At 54.5% G+C, this 18,214-nt stretch carries 10 protein-coding genes and 4 pseudogenes; 10 read left to right on the top strand and 4 right to left on the bottom strand.

Annotated elements, in window-relative coordinates:
* Window positions 1-27: 27 nt before the first annotated feature.
* From JZX88_RS13215 to JZX88_RS13195, 5 genes and pseudogenes are all read left to right on the top strand, one after another.
* On the top strand, window positions 28-798 hold the full coding sequence (locus tag JZX88_RS13215; RefSeq protein WP_206913841.1) for an ABC transporter permease: 771 nt from the start codon (window positions 28-30) through the stop codon (window positions 796-798).
* Entirely contained in the window at window positions 795-1,460 is a 666-nt protein-coding gene (locus JZX88_RS13210; RefSeq protein WP_206913840.1) for an ABC transporter ATP-binding protein, read from the top strand. Before JZX88_RS13215 ends, JZX88_RS13210 begins: the two co-directional genes overlap by 4 nt.
* Window positions 1,457-2,740, top strand: coding sequence for an RkpR, polysaccharide export protein (locus JZX88_RS13205; protein WP_206913839.1), 1,284 nt, complete (start codon window positions 1,457-1,459; stop codon window positions 2,738-2,740). The genes JZX88_RS13210 and JZX88_RS13205 overlap by 4 nt, the downstream gene beginning before the upstream one ends.
* A gap of 3 nt (window positions 2,741-2,743) precedes the next feature.
* Window positions 2,744-4,051 (top strand): capsular polysaccharide biosynthesis protein, encoded by a 1,308-nt coding sequence (locus JZX88_RS13200; RefSeq protein ID WP_246753478.1) that lies wholly within the window; start codon window positions 2,744-2,746, stop codon window positions 4,049-4,051.
* Between the two features lie 306 nt (window positions 4,052-4,357).
* A pseudogene (locus JZX88_RS13195) lies at window positions 4,358-4,546 on the top strand (IS21 family transposase); the annotation flags it as partial.
* Window positions 4,547-4,768: 222 nt separating this feature from the next.
* Here JZX88_RS13195 and JZX88_RS13190 read toward each other — a convergent pair.
* The 3 genes from JZX88_RS13190 to JZX88_RS13180 form a co-directional block, all read right to left on the bottom strand.
* The gene (locus JZX88_RS13190; protein ID WP_206913838.1) at window positions 4,769-8,260 is read right to left on the bottom strand and encodes an HAD family hydrolase; all 3,492 of its coding nucleotides are present in this window, start codon (window positions 8,258-8,260) and stop codon (window positions 4,769-4,771) included.
* A gap of 138 nt (window positions 8,261-8,398) precedes the next feature.
* Complete coding sequence (locus JZX88_RS13185; protein WP_206913837.1) at window positions 8,399-9,679, bottom strand: tetratricopeptide repeat protein; 1,281 nt, start codon at window positions 9,677-9,679, stop codon at window positions 8,399-8,401.
* Window positions 9,680-9,944: 265 nt separating this feature from the next.
* Window positions 9,945-10,190 (bottom strand): hypothetical protein, encoded by a 246-nt coding sequence (locus JZX88_RS13180; RefSeq protein WP_206913836.1) that lies wholly within the window; start codon window positions 10,188-10,190, stop codon window positions 9,945-9,947.
* Between the two features lie 370 nt (window positions 10,191-10,560).
* Between JZX88_RS13180 and JZX88_RS26295 the strand changes: the two genes are divergently transcribed.
* Together JZX88_RS26295 and JZX88_RS13170 are read left to right on the top strand one after the other, a co-directional pair.
* The gene (locus JZX88_RS26295; protein WP_206913835.1) at window positions 10,561-10,713 is read left to right on the top strand and encodes a glycosyl hydrolase 108 family protein; all 153 of its coding nucleotides are present in this window, start codon (window positions 10,561-10,563) and stop codon (window positions 10,711-10,713) included.
* A gap of 198 nt (window positions 10,714-10,911) precedes the next feature.
* Entirely contained in the window at window positions 10,912-11,928 is a 1,017-nt protein-coding gene (locus JZX88_RS13170) for a porin (RefSeq protein ID WP_110760519.1), read from the top strand.
* A gap of 1,434 nt (window positions 11,929-13,362) precedes the next feature.
* Here the strand turns inward: JZX88_RS13170 and JZX88_RS13165 are convergent.
* Window positions 13,363-14,571: an MFS transporter gene (locus tag JZX88_RS13165; protein ID WP_206913834.1), complete on the bottom strand. Its 1,209-nt coding sequence runs from the start codon at window positions 14,569-14,571 to the stop codon at window positions 13,363-13,365.
* A 312-nt stretch (window positions 14,572-14,883) separates the two neighbouring features.
* On the opposite strand from JZX88_RS13165, the pseudogene JZX88_RS26115 reads away from it, so the two are divergent.
* From JZX88_RS26115 to JZX88_RS13155, 3 pseudogenes are all read left to right on the top strand, one after another.
* Window positions 14,884-15,063: pseudogene (locus tag JZX88_RS26115) on the top strand (IS110 family transposase); the annotation flags it as partial.
* Window positions 15,064-15,075: 12 nt separating this feature from the next.
* Window positions 15,076-15,294 (top strand): annotated as a pseudogene (locus JZX88_RS13160) (type VI immunity family protein); the annotation flags it as partial.
* 514 nt (window positions 15,295-15,808) lie between these two features.
* Window positions 15,809-18,211 (top strand): annotated as a pseudogene (locus JZX88_RS13155) (glucan 1,4-alpha-glucosidase).
* The last annotated feature ends 3 nt before the right edge of the window (window positions 18,212-18,214 follow it).

The following is an 18,214-nucleotide window of genomic DNA, read 5'->3' as shown; positions in this document are numbered from 1 at the left end:
TTTGAGTGAGATGCGGAGGTGCCGGGAGTGTATTATCTGAAGGCTCATATCCGCGTGGTTGGTGCGCTCCTGATCCGCGAGATGTCGACGCGATTTGGCAGCAAGCCCGGCGGATATGTCTGGGCAGTCATTGACCCGGCCGGCCACATAGCATTCATGTCGCTGATTTTCATGGCGATAACGCATACGCCCGCTCTCGGGAAAAGTTTTGCGCTCTTTTTTGCGACGGGTTATCTCGCCTTTCAGTTCTACGCGGCGATGGCAGGTTTCCTGAACGGGGCGATCAAAGCCAACCGGACATTGCTCAGCTATCCCAACGTCGCGCCGATCGACACCATCGTCGCCCGCTATATTCTGCAGGCGGGAACGACCTCTGTCGTGTCTTTCTGCGTCCTCGGCGTGATCCTGTTGACGGTCGATCAGCCGGTATATCTCAATTGGCCCGCGATTATCGAGGCGGCTTTCGCGGCGACCGTGCTCGGCCTGGGGATCGGCATATTCAACAATGTCGCAACGTTGCGGTTTCCGCTTTACGAGCAGGTCTTCAACATCATCAACAGACCGATGTTCCTGATTTCCGGCGTCTTTTTCCTGCCTGACGCGCTTCCCGCCCCGATCCGCGATATTGTTTTGCTCAATCCGCTGGTTCATGTCGTCATGTTGTTCCGAAAAGGGTTTTATCCGGAATACCGGGCGGACATGATGAACATGACCTATCTCTATTCCTTCGCTCTGACGATCCTGTTCATGGGTCTTCTTCTGTTCACCCGCTCAGCGTCCGTGTTGAGGAGCCGATGATCAGACTGGAACAGGCAACAAAATATGCGCGTGTCAAAGGTTTCAAGAAACCGATCATTGAGAACGCGTCGCTTGTCATAAATCGTGGCCGCAGCATTGGTTTGCTTGGCCGCAACGGCGCCGGCAAATCGACTTTGCTGCAGCTGATCGCCGGCTCCCTGCAGCTGGACCGGGGGCGGATTGTCCGCAGCGGCCGCATCTCCTGGCCGCTCGGTTTCCAGGGCAGTTTCCAGCCGAGCATGTCGGGTGAACAGAATGTCCGGTTCGTGGCGCGTATCTATGGGGTCGATACCGAAGAACTGGTCGCATATGTCGAAGAATTTGCCGAATTGGGAGCCTTTTACAAAGCGCCGGTCGGCACCTATTCTTCGGGAATGAAGGCCAGGCTCGCATTTGGCGTCAGCATGGGCGTCAAGTTCGACTATTATCTGGTCGATGAAATAACGGCGGTTGGCGATGCCAACTTCAAGCAGAAGTGTCACGAGGTTTTCCAGCATCGCTTGCAGGACTCCGATGTGATAATGGTATCTCACAGCACGGGAACGATCCGCGATTATTGCCAGGGCGGTGTCGTTCTCGAAAATGGAAAACTGACATATTTCGATGATGTCGAGGATGCGATCCGCGTTCATGACCGCAATATGAAAGGAAGTGGAAAATGAGCGACGATCAACAGCGTTCCAGCAACAAGGTGGAGAGCGCTCAGCTTCCGGCAAAACGCCTCAATACCACGGTGATTGATAATCTGCTGAAGGTTGATCTGAAGGCTGAGCGTGACAACACATCACGTCAGGCGAAAGCGTCGCCGAACAAGCGGAAGAAGCTTAAGGGCCTCAAGCTTCGCCATGCGGTGATTGGCGCCGGTTTCCTGCTCGCTGTTGCGCTTCCCACCACGGTCGCCGGATTATACATGGCATTCGTCGCGGCGGATCAATATCACAGCTCCGCGGCCTTCGCCGTGCGCAGCATCGATGGCAAGGCGAGCAGCGATATTCTTGGCATGTTCACGCAAAGCGCGGGCGGCAGCACGACCGGTGCAGATTCATATATGCTGCTCGATTACATCCGCAGCGAGCGCATGATCGAGGCCGTTTCGCAGACGATCGATCTCGAGAAGGCTTTTGCGCGTCGCGGCATGGATTTCTTTTATGCGCTCGAGCCGAATTTGCCCATCGAAGAAAAGCTTGTTTACTGGAAGGATATGGTGAAGGTCGATTATGACCATACGTCATCGATCCTCAATATCACCGTCAAGGCATTTGATCCCGAGACGGCGAAAACCATTGCTGCGGCCGTGATTATGGAGAGCGAGAGACTGATCAACGATCTGTCGCTCAATGCGCGAAACGGCGTTCTGAAGGCGTCTCAGGATGAGGTTGCGCTTGCAGAAGGTCGTCTTTCCGCGGCCCGCGTGGCATTGCGCAATTTCCGGGATGTGTCGCAGGAGGCTGACCCTGTCGAAGCCGCGAAGCTTGCCGCGCAGCTCGTCGGCTCCCTGGAGCAGCAATTGACGCAACTGAAAGCGGAACTGACGGCCGCGCTGACGCGAATGGCGCCGAACTCGCCGCGCATCCGTGTCATTACCACGCAGATCGAAAGTCTGGAAAAGCAGCTGGAGCAGGAAAAACAACGTTTCGGCGGCGGCAATACGGGGGGCAATCAGTCCGGCGATGTCGCTACCCGGATCCTGCAATATGAATCTCTGGAAACGGAACGCGAATTTGCGGAAAAGGCCTATACCGCCGCGCTTGGCGGGCTGGAAAAGGCCCGGATGGATGCCAACAACCAGCAGCGATATCTCGCGACTTTCATTGAGCCGACGTTGTCGCAACTGGCGCAATATCCCTCACGCCTTATGAATGTGGCACTGGTGTTCCTGGGCGGTCTGTTCCTGTGGGGCGTCATCACCATGGCCTATTATAATATTCGCGATCGCAACTGACCGATGGATGCTTCCCTGAACAACTGGCGTAGTCCGCTTGCGGTGCGCGCGGAGGCGCTCACCCGGCCAGGTCCAGTCATCGCCTTTCACATGAAGGCGTGGAAACACCCCTTCCTGCAACAGTTTTTTCCGCACAAACAGCTTCATTTCGTCCCGTTCCGGATCACGGAGCGCGATTTTCGCCGCAGGATATTGCCGCTTATGGCAGCGCCACAGAAGCCGGTAGTCCTTGTGTGGAGCAATAATCTTCCCTCCTTCGCGCTGCATGAGATCGAGCTCCTTGGCCTTCAGGTATATTTCATGGAGGACGGCTTCATACGCTCGCTGGAAGCGCATGCGGGCTATTCGGTCCCATTCTCTTTGTCACTGGATAGCCTCCGGCCGTATTTCGACAGCCGTGGCCCCAGTGATCTGGAGCAGCTTCTTCTGCATCATGACTTTGATGGTGACCCGGCGCTGATCCAGCGTGCACGGGAGGGCATCCGGCGCATATTGCAGCAGAAGCTGACGAAGTATAACGGCCGCCTGGCGCCGCCCGCCGCTCAACAGAATAGCGGCCAGAGCCATCGCCCCCAGGTCCTGGTTGTCGGCCAGGTGGAGGAGGATGCTTCCATTCTTTATGGATGCGATCGTCCGTTTACGAATAATGACCTCGTGCGTCTGGCTGCGCAGGAAAACCCCCATGCGGATATCGTTTACAAGCCACACCCGGATGTGTTGAGCCGGATGCGCCGGGAGGTCTCGAACCCGGATGAGGTGGCGCACCTGTGCACCATCATGAAGGGGCAGGTTTCTTTGCCGGATGCGCTGGAGCATGCGGACCACATCTATACCATCACGTCTCTTGCGGGTTTTGAGGCTTTGATGCGGGGAAAGAAAGTCACGACTGTCGGCGCACCTTTTTATGCTGGCTGGGGTTTGACGGATGACAGGCAGCCTCTGACCCGCCGTGGCAGGACGCTCTCCGTGGAGGCGCTGTTTGCCGCAGCCTATATCTTGTATCCCATGTATTTTGATCCCGGCACCGGTCGCGCCTCCACGTTTGAGGAAACGATAGATAGCCTTGCGGATCCGTTGCTGAAGCCCCGCGTATCATTGGCCGGAAGGGTCAAGTGGCAACCTTACGGCACCTATGGGCTGCTCGGCTGGCGTCATTTGTTGACCCCCATTGTTGCCAGCATGGTCGCAAGGGTGGGAAATGAACGGGATGCCGTGCAATACCGGAGTAATCCGGCTGGGTTCTTTAGAGAGTTGTCTGATATTCGTTTCCGGATGATTGGGCGAATAATATACCCGTTAGGCAATCCCTGATCATCATGGGTGAAGTGAAATTATCACCTGACAATATCTGGCTTCTCGGCCACGTTTTTCTCCTTATTGGTTTTTATTATTTATTTCTATAGCATTACCTGGTGTCTGACGCTGTCTTTTCAGGGAGTCGCGGCTTCATTGAAACCTGGCTTGTCTGCTGGCTGAGCATAAAATCCCGCGAGGCGGGCTTTTGAAAGTAAGCCAGCAAGTTGACCCCACCTGGCGTTATAGCCTGAGCTCTCCGGCACGCCATCAAGCGCTGGAAGTCTTCGAGCGCTTTCTGATTGACGGCTGCGTTGAGATCGACTTCAACTTACGCCCGGCAAGGCCTATGAGTTCGACTGGAGCCACGAGATTTTCCTGATCCAGGCCGTAACAACGACGATAAAAGTTGCCCGTGTCCGCCTCTGCCATAGCCGGATGATGTTCGCGTGGGCCTATATGCGGGGGAGCCAGGAGACGGTGTTCGGTTGGTCGATCGCCAGCTTTTCATTTCTCTCCGAACCTTCTCGATTGGGAAGATGAATTGCTCAAGCGAATCGATGCAGCCCTTGGGGCTGCACCCCCACCGCGAGAAAGAAAAGGCAGTAGGGGACGGGGAAGAAGGGAAGGCAAGGCACGAGACAACACCAAAGGCTGACGTCGCGTGCCAGCCTTTGGCGTAAACCCATCGTTGGATCGACGGCGCAACTCTGCGCCTTGTGATAATGGATTTTTTTACTTCGGGGTCCCGAACAACACTTTTCCGACCAACCTATAACGCGGGTTCTTTAGCTTTGCAAAATATCCGCGCGGATCGGCATTGAATTTGGTCACATCATCGGGTCTGTTCCCAATCGCGCGAACAAATGGTCGGACGATCGGCTTCAGAACCGTCGTTCGCTTCGACGTTGTTGGCAGGATAGCCTGCGGCTTTTTCTTGTTTCTATCGGCGACAATTTTTGCTGCTTCAGGCCAAAACGCAGGACTATGAACTAGCTTGGAGTTTTCTATGCCAGCGAATGCATTGTCGAATACGAGGTTACTCAGCAAAGCAACTTCTATCAATGTGGGCTTCGTCGCCGTGAGAGAGAAGAAGAACGAAGTAGCGTCACGCTCTGGCGCTGCATACGCGTGAAGTGTTCCGCACTCCTTGAGCCATTCCTCACATAGAAGCATAGCTCCATTGTGAATGGCGTTAATTGCCCGAGCGTGATCGGTTGTCACTGCGTCATCGGTCATTAGATGCAAAGACCCACTATCGAGCTTGGCGATGCCGACAGCGGATCCTTTGCCCTCGTTCATCAGTGTTTCGAGCAGCAGATTGTGCGTAATGCAGACATTCGATCTCGTGGCCGAGTTTCGATTCTCCGCATAGAAAGCCTTTGCCCCTGGGATTGGCTCTTCCCCGAAACCATTGCTGTAGGTCATGAAAAAGAGTGGCTGAATTGGGTTTGAAAAAAGGGCGGCTATCTTCCGATGGATAGATCCTTGGTAGCCAAAATCTACCGCTGCCGTTTTTGCCGAGAAGTTTACTGGAGTGTTTGCCTCAAGGTATGATGCAAATGCCTGCCTGCGATTATCGAAAATCGGCAGAAGGCTTTGCCAATGGCGATGTGCCACATCGTAGGCCAGTCCGTAAATTGCGGCTTGTGTAACAGATCGTTTTTGTGAGGAGAGGTTGTCTATGCCCCATTTCCCCATGAGGTCTGTATCGATAAATTCTGACTGTAGCAGGAATCGTTCAGCGAACAGTTTTTCAAGTGAGCCTGACGCCGTAAAGTCGTCAATGCGCACTTTGAACATATCTTCCGGGGAGAAGAAGTCAAAACCTGAAACAATTTTTCTAGAGGTTGGCGCATAGACGAGGCTGATCTCGTCTTCCAAGCCTCTGTATCGAACGATGCTTTTTGCCATCAAGTATGGAAGGTGGCAATCGCGCGCGAAGAAAACGAGTTGTGTACACTGGTTTTCAACTGCTTCGTCTACGATCCATTGAGCAAATCCGAGCGCCATGGGGCCTATCACGGCAAAGCCAAGCTCCTCGTGAGTAGAAATAAGCTGGAATTTTTTAGGAATTGCCCTTGTCTCGATATCTCTTGATCGTGGAGCATCTGAATACAGGTAGGTGTTGGCAAAGAGGCCGGCGATTGTGCGAAGATAGAATGATTTGTTGAGAACATTTTCATTCGCCCCTCTTTCTTCAAGGGCCTTTTTGAGAAGAGCTCGGCCTGACGGAACCATTAGCGCACGAAGTTTCCTGTCTCTGGCCATCTTAACATCGCCAATTGGATTGTCCCCGATATGGAGGATTGCATCAGCGGGGACACCGAACTCGCTTAGGACGTGATCGAAAAGTTCACCACTGTGCTTCTTTGCTCCAACTTCACTGGAAAGATAGAGCTTCTCGTAACCTTCGTAGCCGCATTGCTGCAAAACTCGGTCAATGAATTCAATCGGGTGAATGAAGTCTGATACCAGAATGATACGTTTACTGTTCGTAAGTGCATGGTCGAACATAGCCCGGCCGATCCGTCGCGGGCGGAGAACAGATAGCTCAATCTCTTGTTCAAGCTTAATGAGCGTATCAATGTTGATATCCTCAACGCGCACGCAGCGAGCGAATTCTTGATAAACTTCCTCGATAGTAATTTCTTCGGGGAGTTGGTTCCCCTTTGTAGCAAGTGCCACATCGCGCTTCTGCCGCGCCAATCTCTCGGCGCCTTGGCGCATCTCTGCGAACCTGGTGACTGCGTATTCCGGCAAGAGATTGGTGCCGGGGAGTTGTCTTTGCATTAGCTCGAACACATCTTCCGGCTTGTACACGGTACGGCGTACGAGGGTGTCGAAAATATCAAACGATACCACGCGGACGGAATCCGTTGAGATTCCCTTGGCCACGGAAGGCGGCATCGTCGTGGAGGAAAATTCCGTCGATGCCGAAGGGAAAATCTTTTGTAAGTTCGTTTCCGACCGCTTGAAATTGCTGAGGGACGCGAACTTGCTGAAAGAATTGTCAACGACGCCTTGGCTTGGAAGCAGATTTGACCCCGACAAGCCTTGGGAATGCCTTGATAGGATATCATTGATGACGGTCGCAAAGTAACCGCGCTCACCAACAATCCGGTCAAAAAGGATTACGCTACGCGTAAGGTACGCAGCTATAAGAGAATCTTGGTTTCGATTTTCGCACTCCCCGTGAAGCTCTGTCGAATCCGCAAGATATTTGAGGTGGGATCTAGACGGGGAGACGAGCTTCTTTCCGAAGAACTTAGCCTGGAGTCCAAGCGTGCTTGATACGGAATAGACTTTGTCCACCCAGGGGACGATGTATTGTGAAACGCTATCAACTTTTTCAAACTGCTTGCTGTACCTGACGTCGCCCACGTGATCTTGCAGATACCGAATATTGCTGTCGTTGATAGCTACTTCGGAAACGAGGCCGCCCACATATTGAGTTGCAATGATTGCTTCATCGCTATTGGAACGAATGACGGTTTCGAGAAACTCGTATTGATCCGAGAATTCGCAGTTCTGTTTAAATCCGAAGTACTTGCTTATTTGCAGAGGCGTCAGCGATGTAGGCTTGTCTTTAGGGATAGCCAAGAGGTCGCGGAAATGAGATTCGCAGTCTAGCCCGTTGAAGTGGTTTAGATAGAGGTCCCTCAGGTCTTCGACCAATTTGACATCAGGTTTCGCCACCTGCTCTAGAGCGGGTTCGGGAGCGGAGAACCAGGCGTCCTTGTATAGACCCACAGGATCGATCGAGATTGATTTAGGAAAAGGCGGTCGAGCAAACATGCTGGGCATCAAATCGACAACAACAGCGGAAGGGAAGGCTGTTCGCAAAATCACCGTGGGGGCTTCCCAGCATAGGATCAGATCTGGCTGCCAGCCTCTGACCATTGTGCGGGCATACTCTGCCGCCCAGTTCATGTCTGGCTCGGAGATAGACGTATAGGATGAGGTCATGAGGCGACCGAAATTGAGGTGGTCGCGGGATTTCGGGTCGAAAACGAAACACGAATCCGAATTGACTCCCTCTTTGAACAGCGATGAAAAGATGTGCTGATTGAGCGCAAATCGAGTTTCGAATCCCCGGGTGTCGCCAAGGGCGCGCGCAATTGGAAGGAGATAATTCTTATAGGCGCCGGCTCGAAAATACGGGTCTCCAATCTCAACGTCTAAGTTGGAGAGAAGGAGAACTCGTGTCTTTGCTGTCGGCGTCATGTCGCGGTGAACCTTATTAGTATCTGCATGTGAGGCAGTGATCAGAATTGCAACTGCAGGATGGATATTTTTAGTCGCACGTCATTTTCTATAGCGTCAAGCGCTGCGGTGCGAAAAGTTTTCGGGTGGCGATAAATTCTATCCATGGATTGCGTGTTGGGCCAACGGCCAAGGCTTCGATGGCAATTTCTGCATAACATCATATGCACCGAACGTACTATGAGCCAGTTTGACGTTATCGTCGTAACACTTAATCCAAATGTCCTTGTCTTCAATCACGGGTTTTGCGGCTTTATCTGATGCATTCAAAAGCCAAGTTCGATACTCGTCACGGGACCAATTTAGACGACACGCCCACAAAGCGTGTTCAAGGGCCTCATCCGCTTTGCCAGCGCGGTCATATACATGAGATAGGTGCAGGTGGGCAATTGATCGATGGGGGCGCAGTCGAATGGCGTTTAGCCCAGCCTCGATGGCTGCTTCAAAGTCGCTTTTCCTGTTGAGGCTGGCAGATAAGCTTTGCCACGCTTCCCAAAAAAGCGGCGTCGTTTCAATGATGCGTTGGAATTTCGTGATGCTTTGATCGATTTGGTTCAGTCGATAATCGGCAACGCCCCACATATACATTGCCAGCCGGGATTGCTCCGCAAGGGTTACATTTTGTTTGATGATTTCATCAACAGCCTTCCAATTCTTTGCAACGAGGGGGGCGTTCAAGCGCCATAAAAACTTGCAGAGATCATTGTTAAGGTGAGGGCCGTCGGTACTCAGGTCTGGGCCTATAGGATTTCCGGTGACAAGAGCAGATAGCATGTTTGCAAAGGTTTCGTCTCTGGCAAGGAAATCGGGGGTGTCGTGCTGCGCATGGGGCAGAGAGATGATGTGGGGCTTTTGCCGCTGATAAAGGAGACCGGCACCTAAGGTATCATTGATATCCATCTCTCCGTATATGACGGAGAGATTTTTCGGGCGCATTCCCGAGATATCAGGATATTGCCATTGGTACTCGTTGATGGTGATCTCGGTTTTCCCGCCTGGAACTCCAAGCAACGGCTCAAATCCGAACGCCAGCACATGATCAGCGCCAGCCATAGAACCATGAAGATGGGCTCCATAGGCGCCCATGCTGCTGCCAACCGTAACAATGCGGGTCGCTCCAACAGAGGCCGCGAAGTCCTGTATCGCTTTGACTGCGCCTCTTATCCCCCCCGAGATATCGGGTATGCCACAACGATACCATTCTGGAACTGGGCTGTTGAAATAGATGGTGTGGCAATCGAGTTGTTGAAATGTTTTCCAGAACGTGAACTTGGGCGGCCGCGTGTTTCTCGAAGAGAAGACGACTGCCAGAGTTTTTGCATCGGGCGACTCATGAAAACTAAAGTGCTGACCGGATCTAATTGTCTGCTTGTTGTGCATTTGCCCCCCGTCTTATGCCCAAGATAAATAATTTCCGGTGGTAACGCAGCCATCGAGTTCGCGCAATGGCATGGCACTACCCTAGCTTAATCGTCAGTAACGCAACCCGACGTCCGAATAAAAAGAGGCCCGACACTCTACCACAAATGTCAGGCCTCTGCGTCGCGCTACCGTCCACAGAGCGCGACCGGTTCTCTTAAACTCGTAAACTCGCTGGCCCGTGCCAGCAATCCATAATTCATCACAATCGGGAGGCGACCATGAACTATGGCCGCTTCTTCATCAGATCGACAAAACGCTGTTTGGTGAAGAAAGGACGGCGCAATAGCGCCATCGGTTGGCCGCTGGCATAACGTGGCACCTGTCGCGCAGTAGTCGATGATCTCTTATCGGACACCAACCCCGTACTCAGTGTAGATGCCAGCCGGACGAAAGCGTCTATCGCGCCATTCCCTTCGATCTCGCCCATAGTGGCCACGATCTGCACGCCAATCCCGGCGATCATAGTCACGGTAGTGGCGATTTCTATCGTAGGTGCGGTAGTAGACGCCGCTCGTATAGTATCCGCCGCTTCGGTATCCCGGGTCGTCAACGCAGCCGCTTAGGATGCCGACCGAAACCAGACAGATTGCTGCAGTGAGTATTTTCATAATCTCATCTCCGAATAACAGACAATAACGTGTGTTGAGGTCTGCAGTTCCAATGGTCTGAGAGTGACGGGGCAGCAATTAACCTGACCTGAACAGACCCTAAAAAGGATTTCATTCTCATCCGCAGTTGGCGGCGTGTGCTGTGGCGCGCGGCGTAGCTTTGGGTCATCAAAAATCTGAAAATCAGGAGAACACCATGCTCGGGAAACGCTTCCCGTTGCTCTCGACCTTATGTTTCGTCACGAGGGCGGCCACGTGAACGCAACGACGGATCGGGGTGGCCCGATCAAGTATGGCATTACCCATAAGACCCTCGCTGCTCGTTGCGGTGTTGCCTGTGTCATTGCCGAACAGGTCGAGTCCAGGTCATTAATACCCTGTTAAGTTGTTGGGCGTTTTTGCCCTGAAACGCTCCAAAGTGTGTTGCTTCGGCAACATGAGCAATTTCATAAAATACGCATCTACCATTTTTTTGACCCTGTAGGTTGATCGACGCCAGCGATGGTTGTCTAAAGCCAACATTAAGACGCGGGTGGGCGTCGCGTTCCCACTCTTTAATGAAACTAGCAATGGAGTTCCCGAATGAACATCAAGAGCCTTCTGATTGGTTCCGCTGCAGCTCTCGCAGCAGTATCCGGCGCACAGGCCGCTGACGCTATCGTCGCTGCCGAGCCAGAGCCCCTGGAGTACGTTCGCGTTTGCGATGCTTTCGGCACCGGCTTTTTCTACATTCCCGGCACCGAAACCTGCCTGAAGTTCGGCGGTTACATCCGCTTCCAGACCGACTTCGGTCGCGACCGCTCCGGCACGTCTGACTGGAACTCCTTCACGCGCGCTCAGTTCGAAGTTGACACCCGCACCGACACCGAGCTCGGCGCTCTGCGTGGCTTCATCGGCTTCCGCGGCAACGCTGACAACGGCTCGTCCTCTTCATCTGGCGTTCACGTTGATCAGGCTTTCATCGAGCTTGGTGGTTTGAGGGTCGGTAAGTTTTACAGCGAGTGGGATAACGACCTCAACGGTGAAACGGACATCCTGTCCACCAACGCCCTGTTCAACTCGATTGCCTATACCTATGATACCGGCTCGTTCAAGGCGACCCTCTCTGTTGATGAGCTGGAAGGCACGTTGACCTCCAAGGACAACAATGTCGGCATCACGGCTGTAGTTGGCGCGAACGTTGGCGCATTCGCAGCGACCATCGTTGGCTCCTATGATACAGACCTCGAAGAAGGTGCAATCCGCGCTATTGTTTTCGCTGATGTAGGTCCTGGCACGCTTGGCCTCGCCGGTGTTTGGGCTTCCGGTGCGAACGCATACTATGCGGAATCGGAATGGGCAGTTGCCGCAGAATATGCGATCAAGGCAACCGATCGTCTCACGATCACGCCTGCTTTCCAGTATCTCGGCAACGTTGCCCCGAATTTTGTGGGTAACCTGAACGCTGACTGGACCAACAATGACGCCTGGACTGCTGGTCTGACGGTTGATTACAAGATCACCGACGGTCTTACGACGAAGATCACTGCGAATTATTACGATGAAGACAATAGCGACGATCAGGTTACCGGCTTTGTTCGTCTGCAGCGCACGTTCTAAGCTGCCAGCGCCACATTTCTGAGAATATGAAACCCGGCTGCAAAGCCGGGTTTTTTGATGGGTGGTTCAATTTCAGTGTGGCTAATCACAATCGGAATTCTCCACATATTTTATGTAGACCCAGGATTGTGTTGTTGTTATCTTTTTATTTCACGTAACCAGATCAGAAGGTTATGTGTTGGACGAATCGACGAAAGTGGGACGTCGTACGATTGACCTCCGGCATACCCTCCGACCTCGTGGTCGGAGGGCGCTCTTTAAAGGGTACCTGGAGCCTGTGCTGCCGTAGATAGGAAGCTCCCGCCAACTGTAAGCCCCATTGTCAAATATGATTCTGGATGCATCGCACCACCGGAAACGTTTGGCTGGTGTGTTATTGAAGCAAGACGGTTTTGCTTCTGACAAGATCTGCCAGAGATCAGAAAAATCGATCGTCGTGTCGCTGCTGAAGCAAAACAAACGATATCATGCGACGGCTCCATAAGATGCCAAATATCAGGCCCGTCTGTGCTGTGGCAATCACAACTTTCGCGCCATCGATAGAGAAGTTTCGAAGCGACGTGCCTTTGCTGCCTAGCTTGGCCTCGTTTTTCGACACCATTCGAGTGGTGGTGACCAAAGCCTCGGCCATACCATCGAAGATGGGCGGCGCGATACTCGTTGGCTTATGATTATTGGCACGATGTCCATCGCTCACTGTAAGGGCCGAGGTGGCGGAAGGCCGGGGGTCTTGGCTATCCAGTATGTTGGCCCAAAAGCCTCGTATTCTAGTGGTGATCGCAATGGCTAACAGACAGGCGCGGATCGTTCGGGCAAGGCTCACGCGCAATCAAGATTGCCGGGATCCAATCGGTGCGGTCTGCGAACGGCAGCTGTTCTGATTGGAGTGCCGGCGATGTGAGGAGGATAATATCCGCATGGGCAGATGATCGATCAGATCGGGATCGGATAAACCAGTAATTCTCAAGGGGGCGAGAGCTTGGTCCATTGATGTGGAGTTGGATCTGCGTATCACCATACCGGCCCACGACATGTCATGGCCGCAATACGAGGTTTGAAACATGTATGCACCCGATTACTCATTCAAGCAGCAAGAGGCTTCCTGCATCGAGAGGCGCATCCAAACATAAGAAATCCCTGCGCAAGCGTAACGCAAAGGTGGACTGACGCAAGGCAGGACCGCTCCTGATTTTTGACCCGTGTTCAGGTTGCGGTCCCAGCATGCCGCCACCCATAGGCGGCAATTGCCTTGCCCACGGAAAGGCGGTTCTCTGGTGCTGTGAAAGCACTTTGGGCAGATATTCCATTTGCCTCAGAGCATCGCGCGGCGCTCGGCCGCTCGGAAATCTCATCACGCCTGTGGCGAGATCAGCCTTTTCCGCGATGCGCCCGAGCGCCTTGCCTTCAGGCGGCAAAAGGAGAAAAAGGCAACGATCAATCAGGACGTTGCAGCAAGGCCAGAGCGACCGTGGATGCAGCCAGTATCGCGGTCAGCGCCAACGGAGCGGTAGCACCGTAGGAATCAACGATGTAACCGCCGAAAACCGCACCGATACTGATGGCCACCTGAAAGGAAACGACCATCAGGCTGCCTGCTGCCTCCAGCGCGTCGGGTGCGCCGCGGGAAAGGTTGGTCGGCAGCACCACAGGCGCCATGCCGAAGGCAAGACCCCAAAGGGCGACGAGAGCAAATGCGGCACCGGTATGAACACCCCAGACAACGAGGGCGATCGTCGCAAATGCCATCAGAGCGGCGGTAACGATGAGCGCGAGGCGGATACTGGTGTCAGCCATCCGGCCCCCCAGCACATTGCCGATTACGGAGGCGACGCCAAAGCCGAGCAGGGCGAGGGCAATCGGCGTGGTCTCAAGCAGCGTCACCTGTTCGAGGAAGGGACGCACATAGACCGAACCGGCAAAATGCCCCGTCATCAGCAACAGGATTGCAAGCATCCCCAGTTGAACGCTGCGCCGACGCGTCAGCCGCAGAACATCGGAAAGACTGTTGCTCGTACTTGCCGGCAGCGATGGCAGGCTGAGTATCTGCAGCAGCATGGCAATGACGGCAAGTCCCGCCGTCATTGACATGGCGATGCGCCATCCCAGCCAGTCGCTGATCAAGGCGCCCATCGAAGGAGCTGCGATGGTGGCAAGCGAAACGCCGAGGGTGACGATAGCCATGCCGCGCCCGGTCGAATTCGCGCCGACGAGCCGCGCCACAACGGCAACCGAAAGCGCCCAGAAACCGCTGAGCGCAATACCCAACCCGGCCCGGCCCAATAACAATAGCCAGAAATCGGCAGCAACCGATGCGAGAATGTTGGAGCCGATCGCCAGCGCGCTAAGGCCGACAAGCACGGTCTTGCGGTTCAGTTTACCGATGAGAACATTGCTCAGCAAAGCCGTCACGGCGCCCACGGAAGCTGTCGCCGTCACAACCTGTCCGGCTGTACCCTCGGTAATGCCGAGATCGCGCGCCATGGGCGTCAACAATCCCGCAGGCAGAAACTCGGCCGATACCAGCGCAAAACTGGTGGCCGCCATCGAAAGAACCGCGAACCATGTCGCAGCTGTCCATGCGGGCTCCTCGGCGGCCTCCAGGGCAATTGTTGACCCATCAAATTCAGATGTCGTGTCCGTCATGGTCTCTCTCCTTGAGTTGGGAGAGTTTTAGACGAATTTTTTCGGATGATATGTATCTAAAAATCCGAATTTCATGCCTATTCCTCCGAAATTTGTGCGTCGCACAATGGCCGGATGTGCATGTACGTGACTGTGTATGGGGTGCGCGAGCTTCGTAACGCTGTAATGAATATTGACAATATATGCTACGCTTTCTGTATTTGCGGAGAGCGAAAAGAAACGCCATGGCTGTTGATTATGGGATGGCCCGCCCTTCAGAGGACATGGAGTATGATGGTCCGTCATTGAAGGAAGAGGAGCCGACCCAAGACGATTTCAATTTTGGGTGTCGACATAGGCAAGAATAGCTGCAGCGTTGTCGGTGTCGACGACCACGGTGCAGTGATCATCCGTCGAACGATGCGGCGGCAGACGCCCATTGAGTTTGCCAGCAAGACGCCAACTTGTGTCATTGCTATGGAAGCATGTTGCGGCACTCACTACCTTGGTCGGCTTTTCCTCCATCCCTACGAGGGCGGCGTCGTTTTCCAGGCGGGTGAACGGCCTGTGCTCGGCGACTTGAACAAGGGGCGGGTGCCTGCGGCGTACCGCGCGGTCAACGATTTTCTCAAGCCCCTGCGTTACGAGGCTTGGGATTATCCCTATCTGCAAGCGCCTTACGGTGTCGATGAGATGGAGTATACGCAATGGTGGACGCATCGATTTGACGATGGTGAACGTTAAGCTTGCTAAGCCTCATGAATTTAAACGAACTCACCACCACGATGGCGATCCTCGAAGAACGCGGTAAACTCGACAAATTGGATGAAATCGGATTGCCGGCTGGTAATGCCCTCCAATGGGTGTTCGGGCCGACATCCGGGTTCTATTTTACCGATGGGGAAGCGCATCAGATACGCCAATCCAAGCTCGGTTCGGCAGTAAGGGTTTCGGAGAGGCTGTCATTTTCGCTAGCACTAAAGCAGGGTATGTGCGTCCGGGCCATATAGCGAGCCACAGATAGGAAGGAATTCGCCACACGCTCAATTACCAAATCTTTAGTTGTGCACCCCTTCGCGAATACCTAGCTTAATGACGAGGCCGTATCGGATTTGAGATTAGAGCCGGGAACCGCATCCCGTCTCCGTCTCATCCCGGAAAGACCCTTCCTTCAAGGTCGAGATCTCCGCCATGAGTTTTCAATACGACAACACATTCACTTTCGCCTTCATCATCTCCCTGCTAGAGGCATGTAACGATGCGTGCCGCACTTGATTTCGCACCCGGCGCACCCGGCATTGACGCACGCTGGACGTCGAGCGCCAAGAATGGCGTGGGAACCGCGCTGTCGAAAAATTCACCGATCTGGTTTACGCTCAGCCACGGCATCCTCAACGAGGTCTATTACCCGCGGATCGATAGTGCCTGCACCCGCGATCTCGGTCTTGTGGTCACCAGAGACGACGGATATTTTTCGGAAGAGAAACGAGACTGTACTTCCGTTACCTGCCCTTTCGAGAGTGGAATTCCCGCGTTCCACATCACCAATACGGCGACAGATGGAGCCTACCGGATCGAAAAACAGGTCATCACCGATCCGGCGCGGGCCTGTGTTCTTCAGCATGTCTCCTTCTTCCCACTGAACGGAAAGAAAGGGGATTATCGTGTAAGCGTCCTTCTGGCGCCGCATCTGGTCAATGCCGGTAATCTCAACTCCGCCTGGATAGGGGATTATGAGGGGCGTCGGGTCCTGTTTGCGGTCGGCCGCTCACGATATCTCGCTCTGGTCTGCAATCGTCCCTGGCGCGCTGCAAGTGCGGGTTTTGTTGGCGTTTCCGATGGCTGGCAACAATTGCGCCGGCACGGGCGCCTTATTGAGGAGTACCAGCGGGCGGATGACGGCAATGTTTCGCTGGCTGCGGAAATCGATTTTAGCGAAACCCACGATACGGCGACCTTGGCGCTCGGTTTCGGCCAGACTGAATATGAAGCTGCAGCCTGTGCTGTCGCAAGCCTGAAGTCCGGCTTCAGACGCACGCACGATACCTATATCGACAACTGGCGTAGCTGGCAGAACAGTCTTGGCCCCCTCGACCGCGATACCCATCACGGCGTTAATTCCTATCGCGTCTCGACCGCTGTGCTTGCCGCGCATCGTGCCGCAGACCGGCCCGGAGCTGTCGTGGCCAGTTTGTCGATCCCATGGGGAGCCTCCAAGGGCGATGACGATCTTGGCGGATATCATCTAATATGGCCGCGAGATTTGGTGGAAGCCGCTGGCGGGTTTCTGGCGGCCGGCGATCACGATGAGGCTTTGGCCATCCTTGATTATCTGCGCCAGGTGCAGCAGCCCTCGGGGCGGTGGCCGCAAAATCTCTGGCTGGATGGCAAGCCCTATTAGCCGGGCGTTCAGATGGACGAATGCGCCTTTCCAATCCTGCTTGCGGATATCCTGCATCGGCACGGCCACCTCGACCACGCCGCAAGGGCGGATTATATGCCGATGATCCGCAGCGCTGCGGCCTATATTCTGGCAAACGGCCCAACGACCGGCGAGGACAGGTGGGAGGAGGATGCAGGCTATAGCCCGTTCACGCTTGCCGTCGAGATCGCCGCGCTGCTTGCCGCCGCTGATCTGCTGGATATGGAGGGCGCTGCGGCCGAAGCCACGCATCTGCGGCAGACAGCCGATTGCTGGAATGAGCAAATCGAAAGGTGGACATTTGCCGGTGACCAGACCCTGTGCGCGCAGCTTGGTATTTCGGGCCATTATGTTCGCATCGCCTCTCTTGGTACCACCGATTCTGTTCAGCCCTCGGGCATGACGCCCATCCTCAACCAGACACCGGATCGCGCTTTCCTGCCAACAAGCGATGTCATCAGCCCTGATGCACTCGCGCTGGTCCGCTTCGGCCTGCGCGCACCGGACGATCCCCATATTGTCGCAACGGTCAAGGCGATCGATCATTGCCTGCGCGCCGACCTGCCGCAGGGGCCGGTCTGGTACAGGTACACGGGCGACGGATATGGTGAGCATGCTGATGGAACAGCATTTGACGGCACGGGTCAGGGCAGGCCATGGCCCCTTCTGACCGGCGAGCGTGCCCATTACGAACTTGCTGCGGGTAGACGCGGGGCGGCGGAAGCCTTGCTGACGACCATGGAAAAATCGGCGGGGCAGAGCGGCCTTTTCCCCGAGCAGGTCTGGGATCAACCCGATCGTCCCGACAGGGAGCTGTTCTATGGCCACCCGTCGGGCAGCGCAATGCCGCTGGTCTGGGCGCATGCAGAACATATCAAGCTTCTGCGTTCGCTTGCCGATGGTTCCGTTTTCGACATGCCGCCGCAGGGTGTGGAGCGCTACATCCGCAACAAGACGCCGTCGCATCTTCGAATCTGGTGCTTCAACAACAAGATATCAGCCATGCCCGCCGGCAAGGTTCTGCGGCTTGACCTAGCGGATAATGCCATCGTGCACTGGAGCGCTGACGGCTGGGCGACAACCACAGATACAAGCACGACGGCCTCCGGTCTCGGCACGCATTTTGCGGACTTGCCCGTGCAGCAACTGGTGGCCGGCGGCACGATTGTGTTCACCTTCTACTGGCGAGATGCTGGAGTGTGGGAAAACGAGGACTTTACCGTTCGCCTCGGTGAATGAACC

Source organism: Agrobacterium sp. OT33, from assembly GCF_017313365.1.
GTDB lineage: Bacteria > Pseudomonadota > Alphaproteobacteria > Rhizobiales > Rhizobiaceae > Agrobacterium > Agrobacterium rhizogenes_A.
This window is presented reverse-complemented; position numbering and strand designations above follow the sequence as displayed.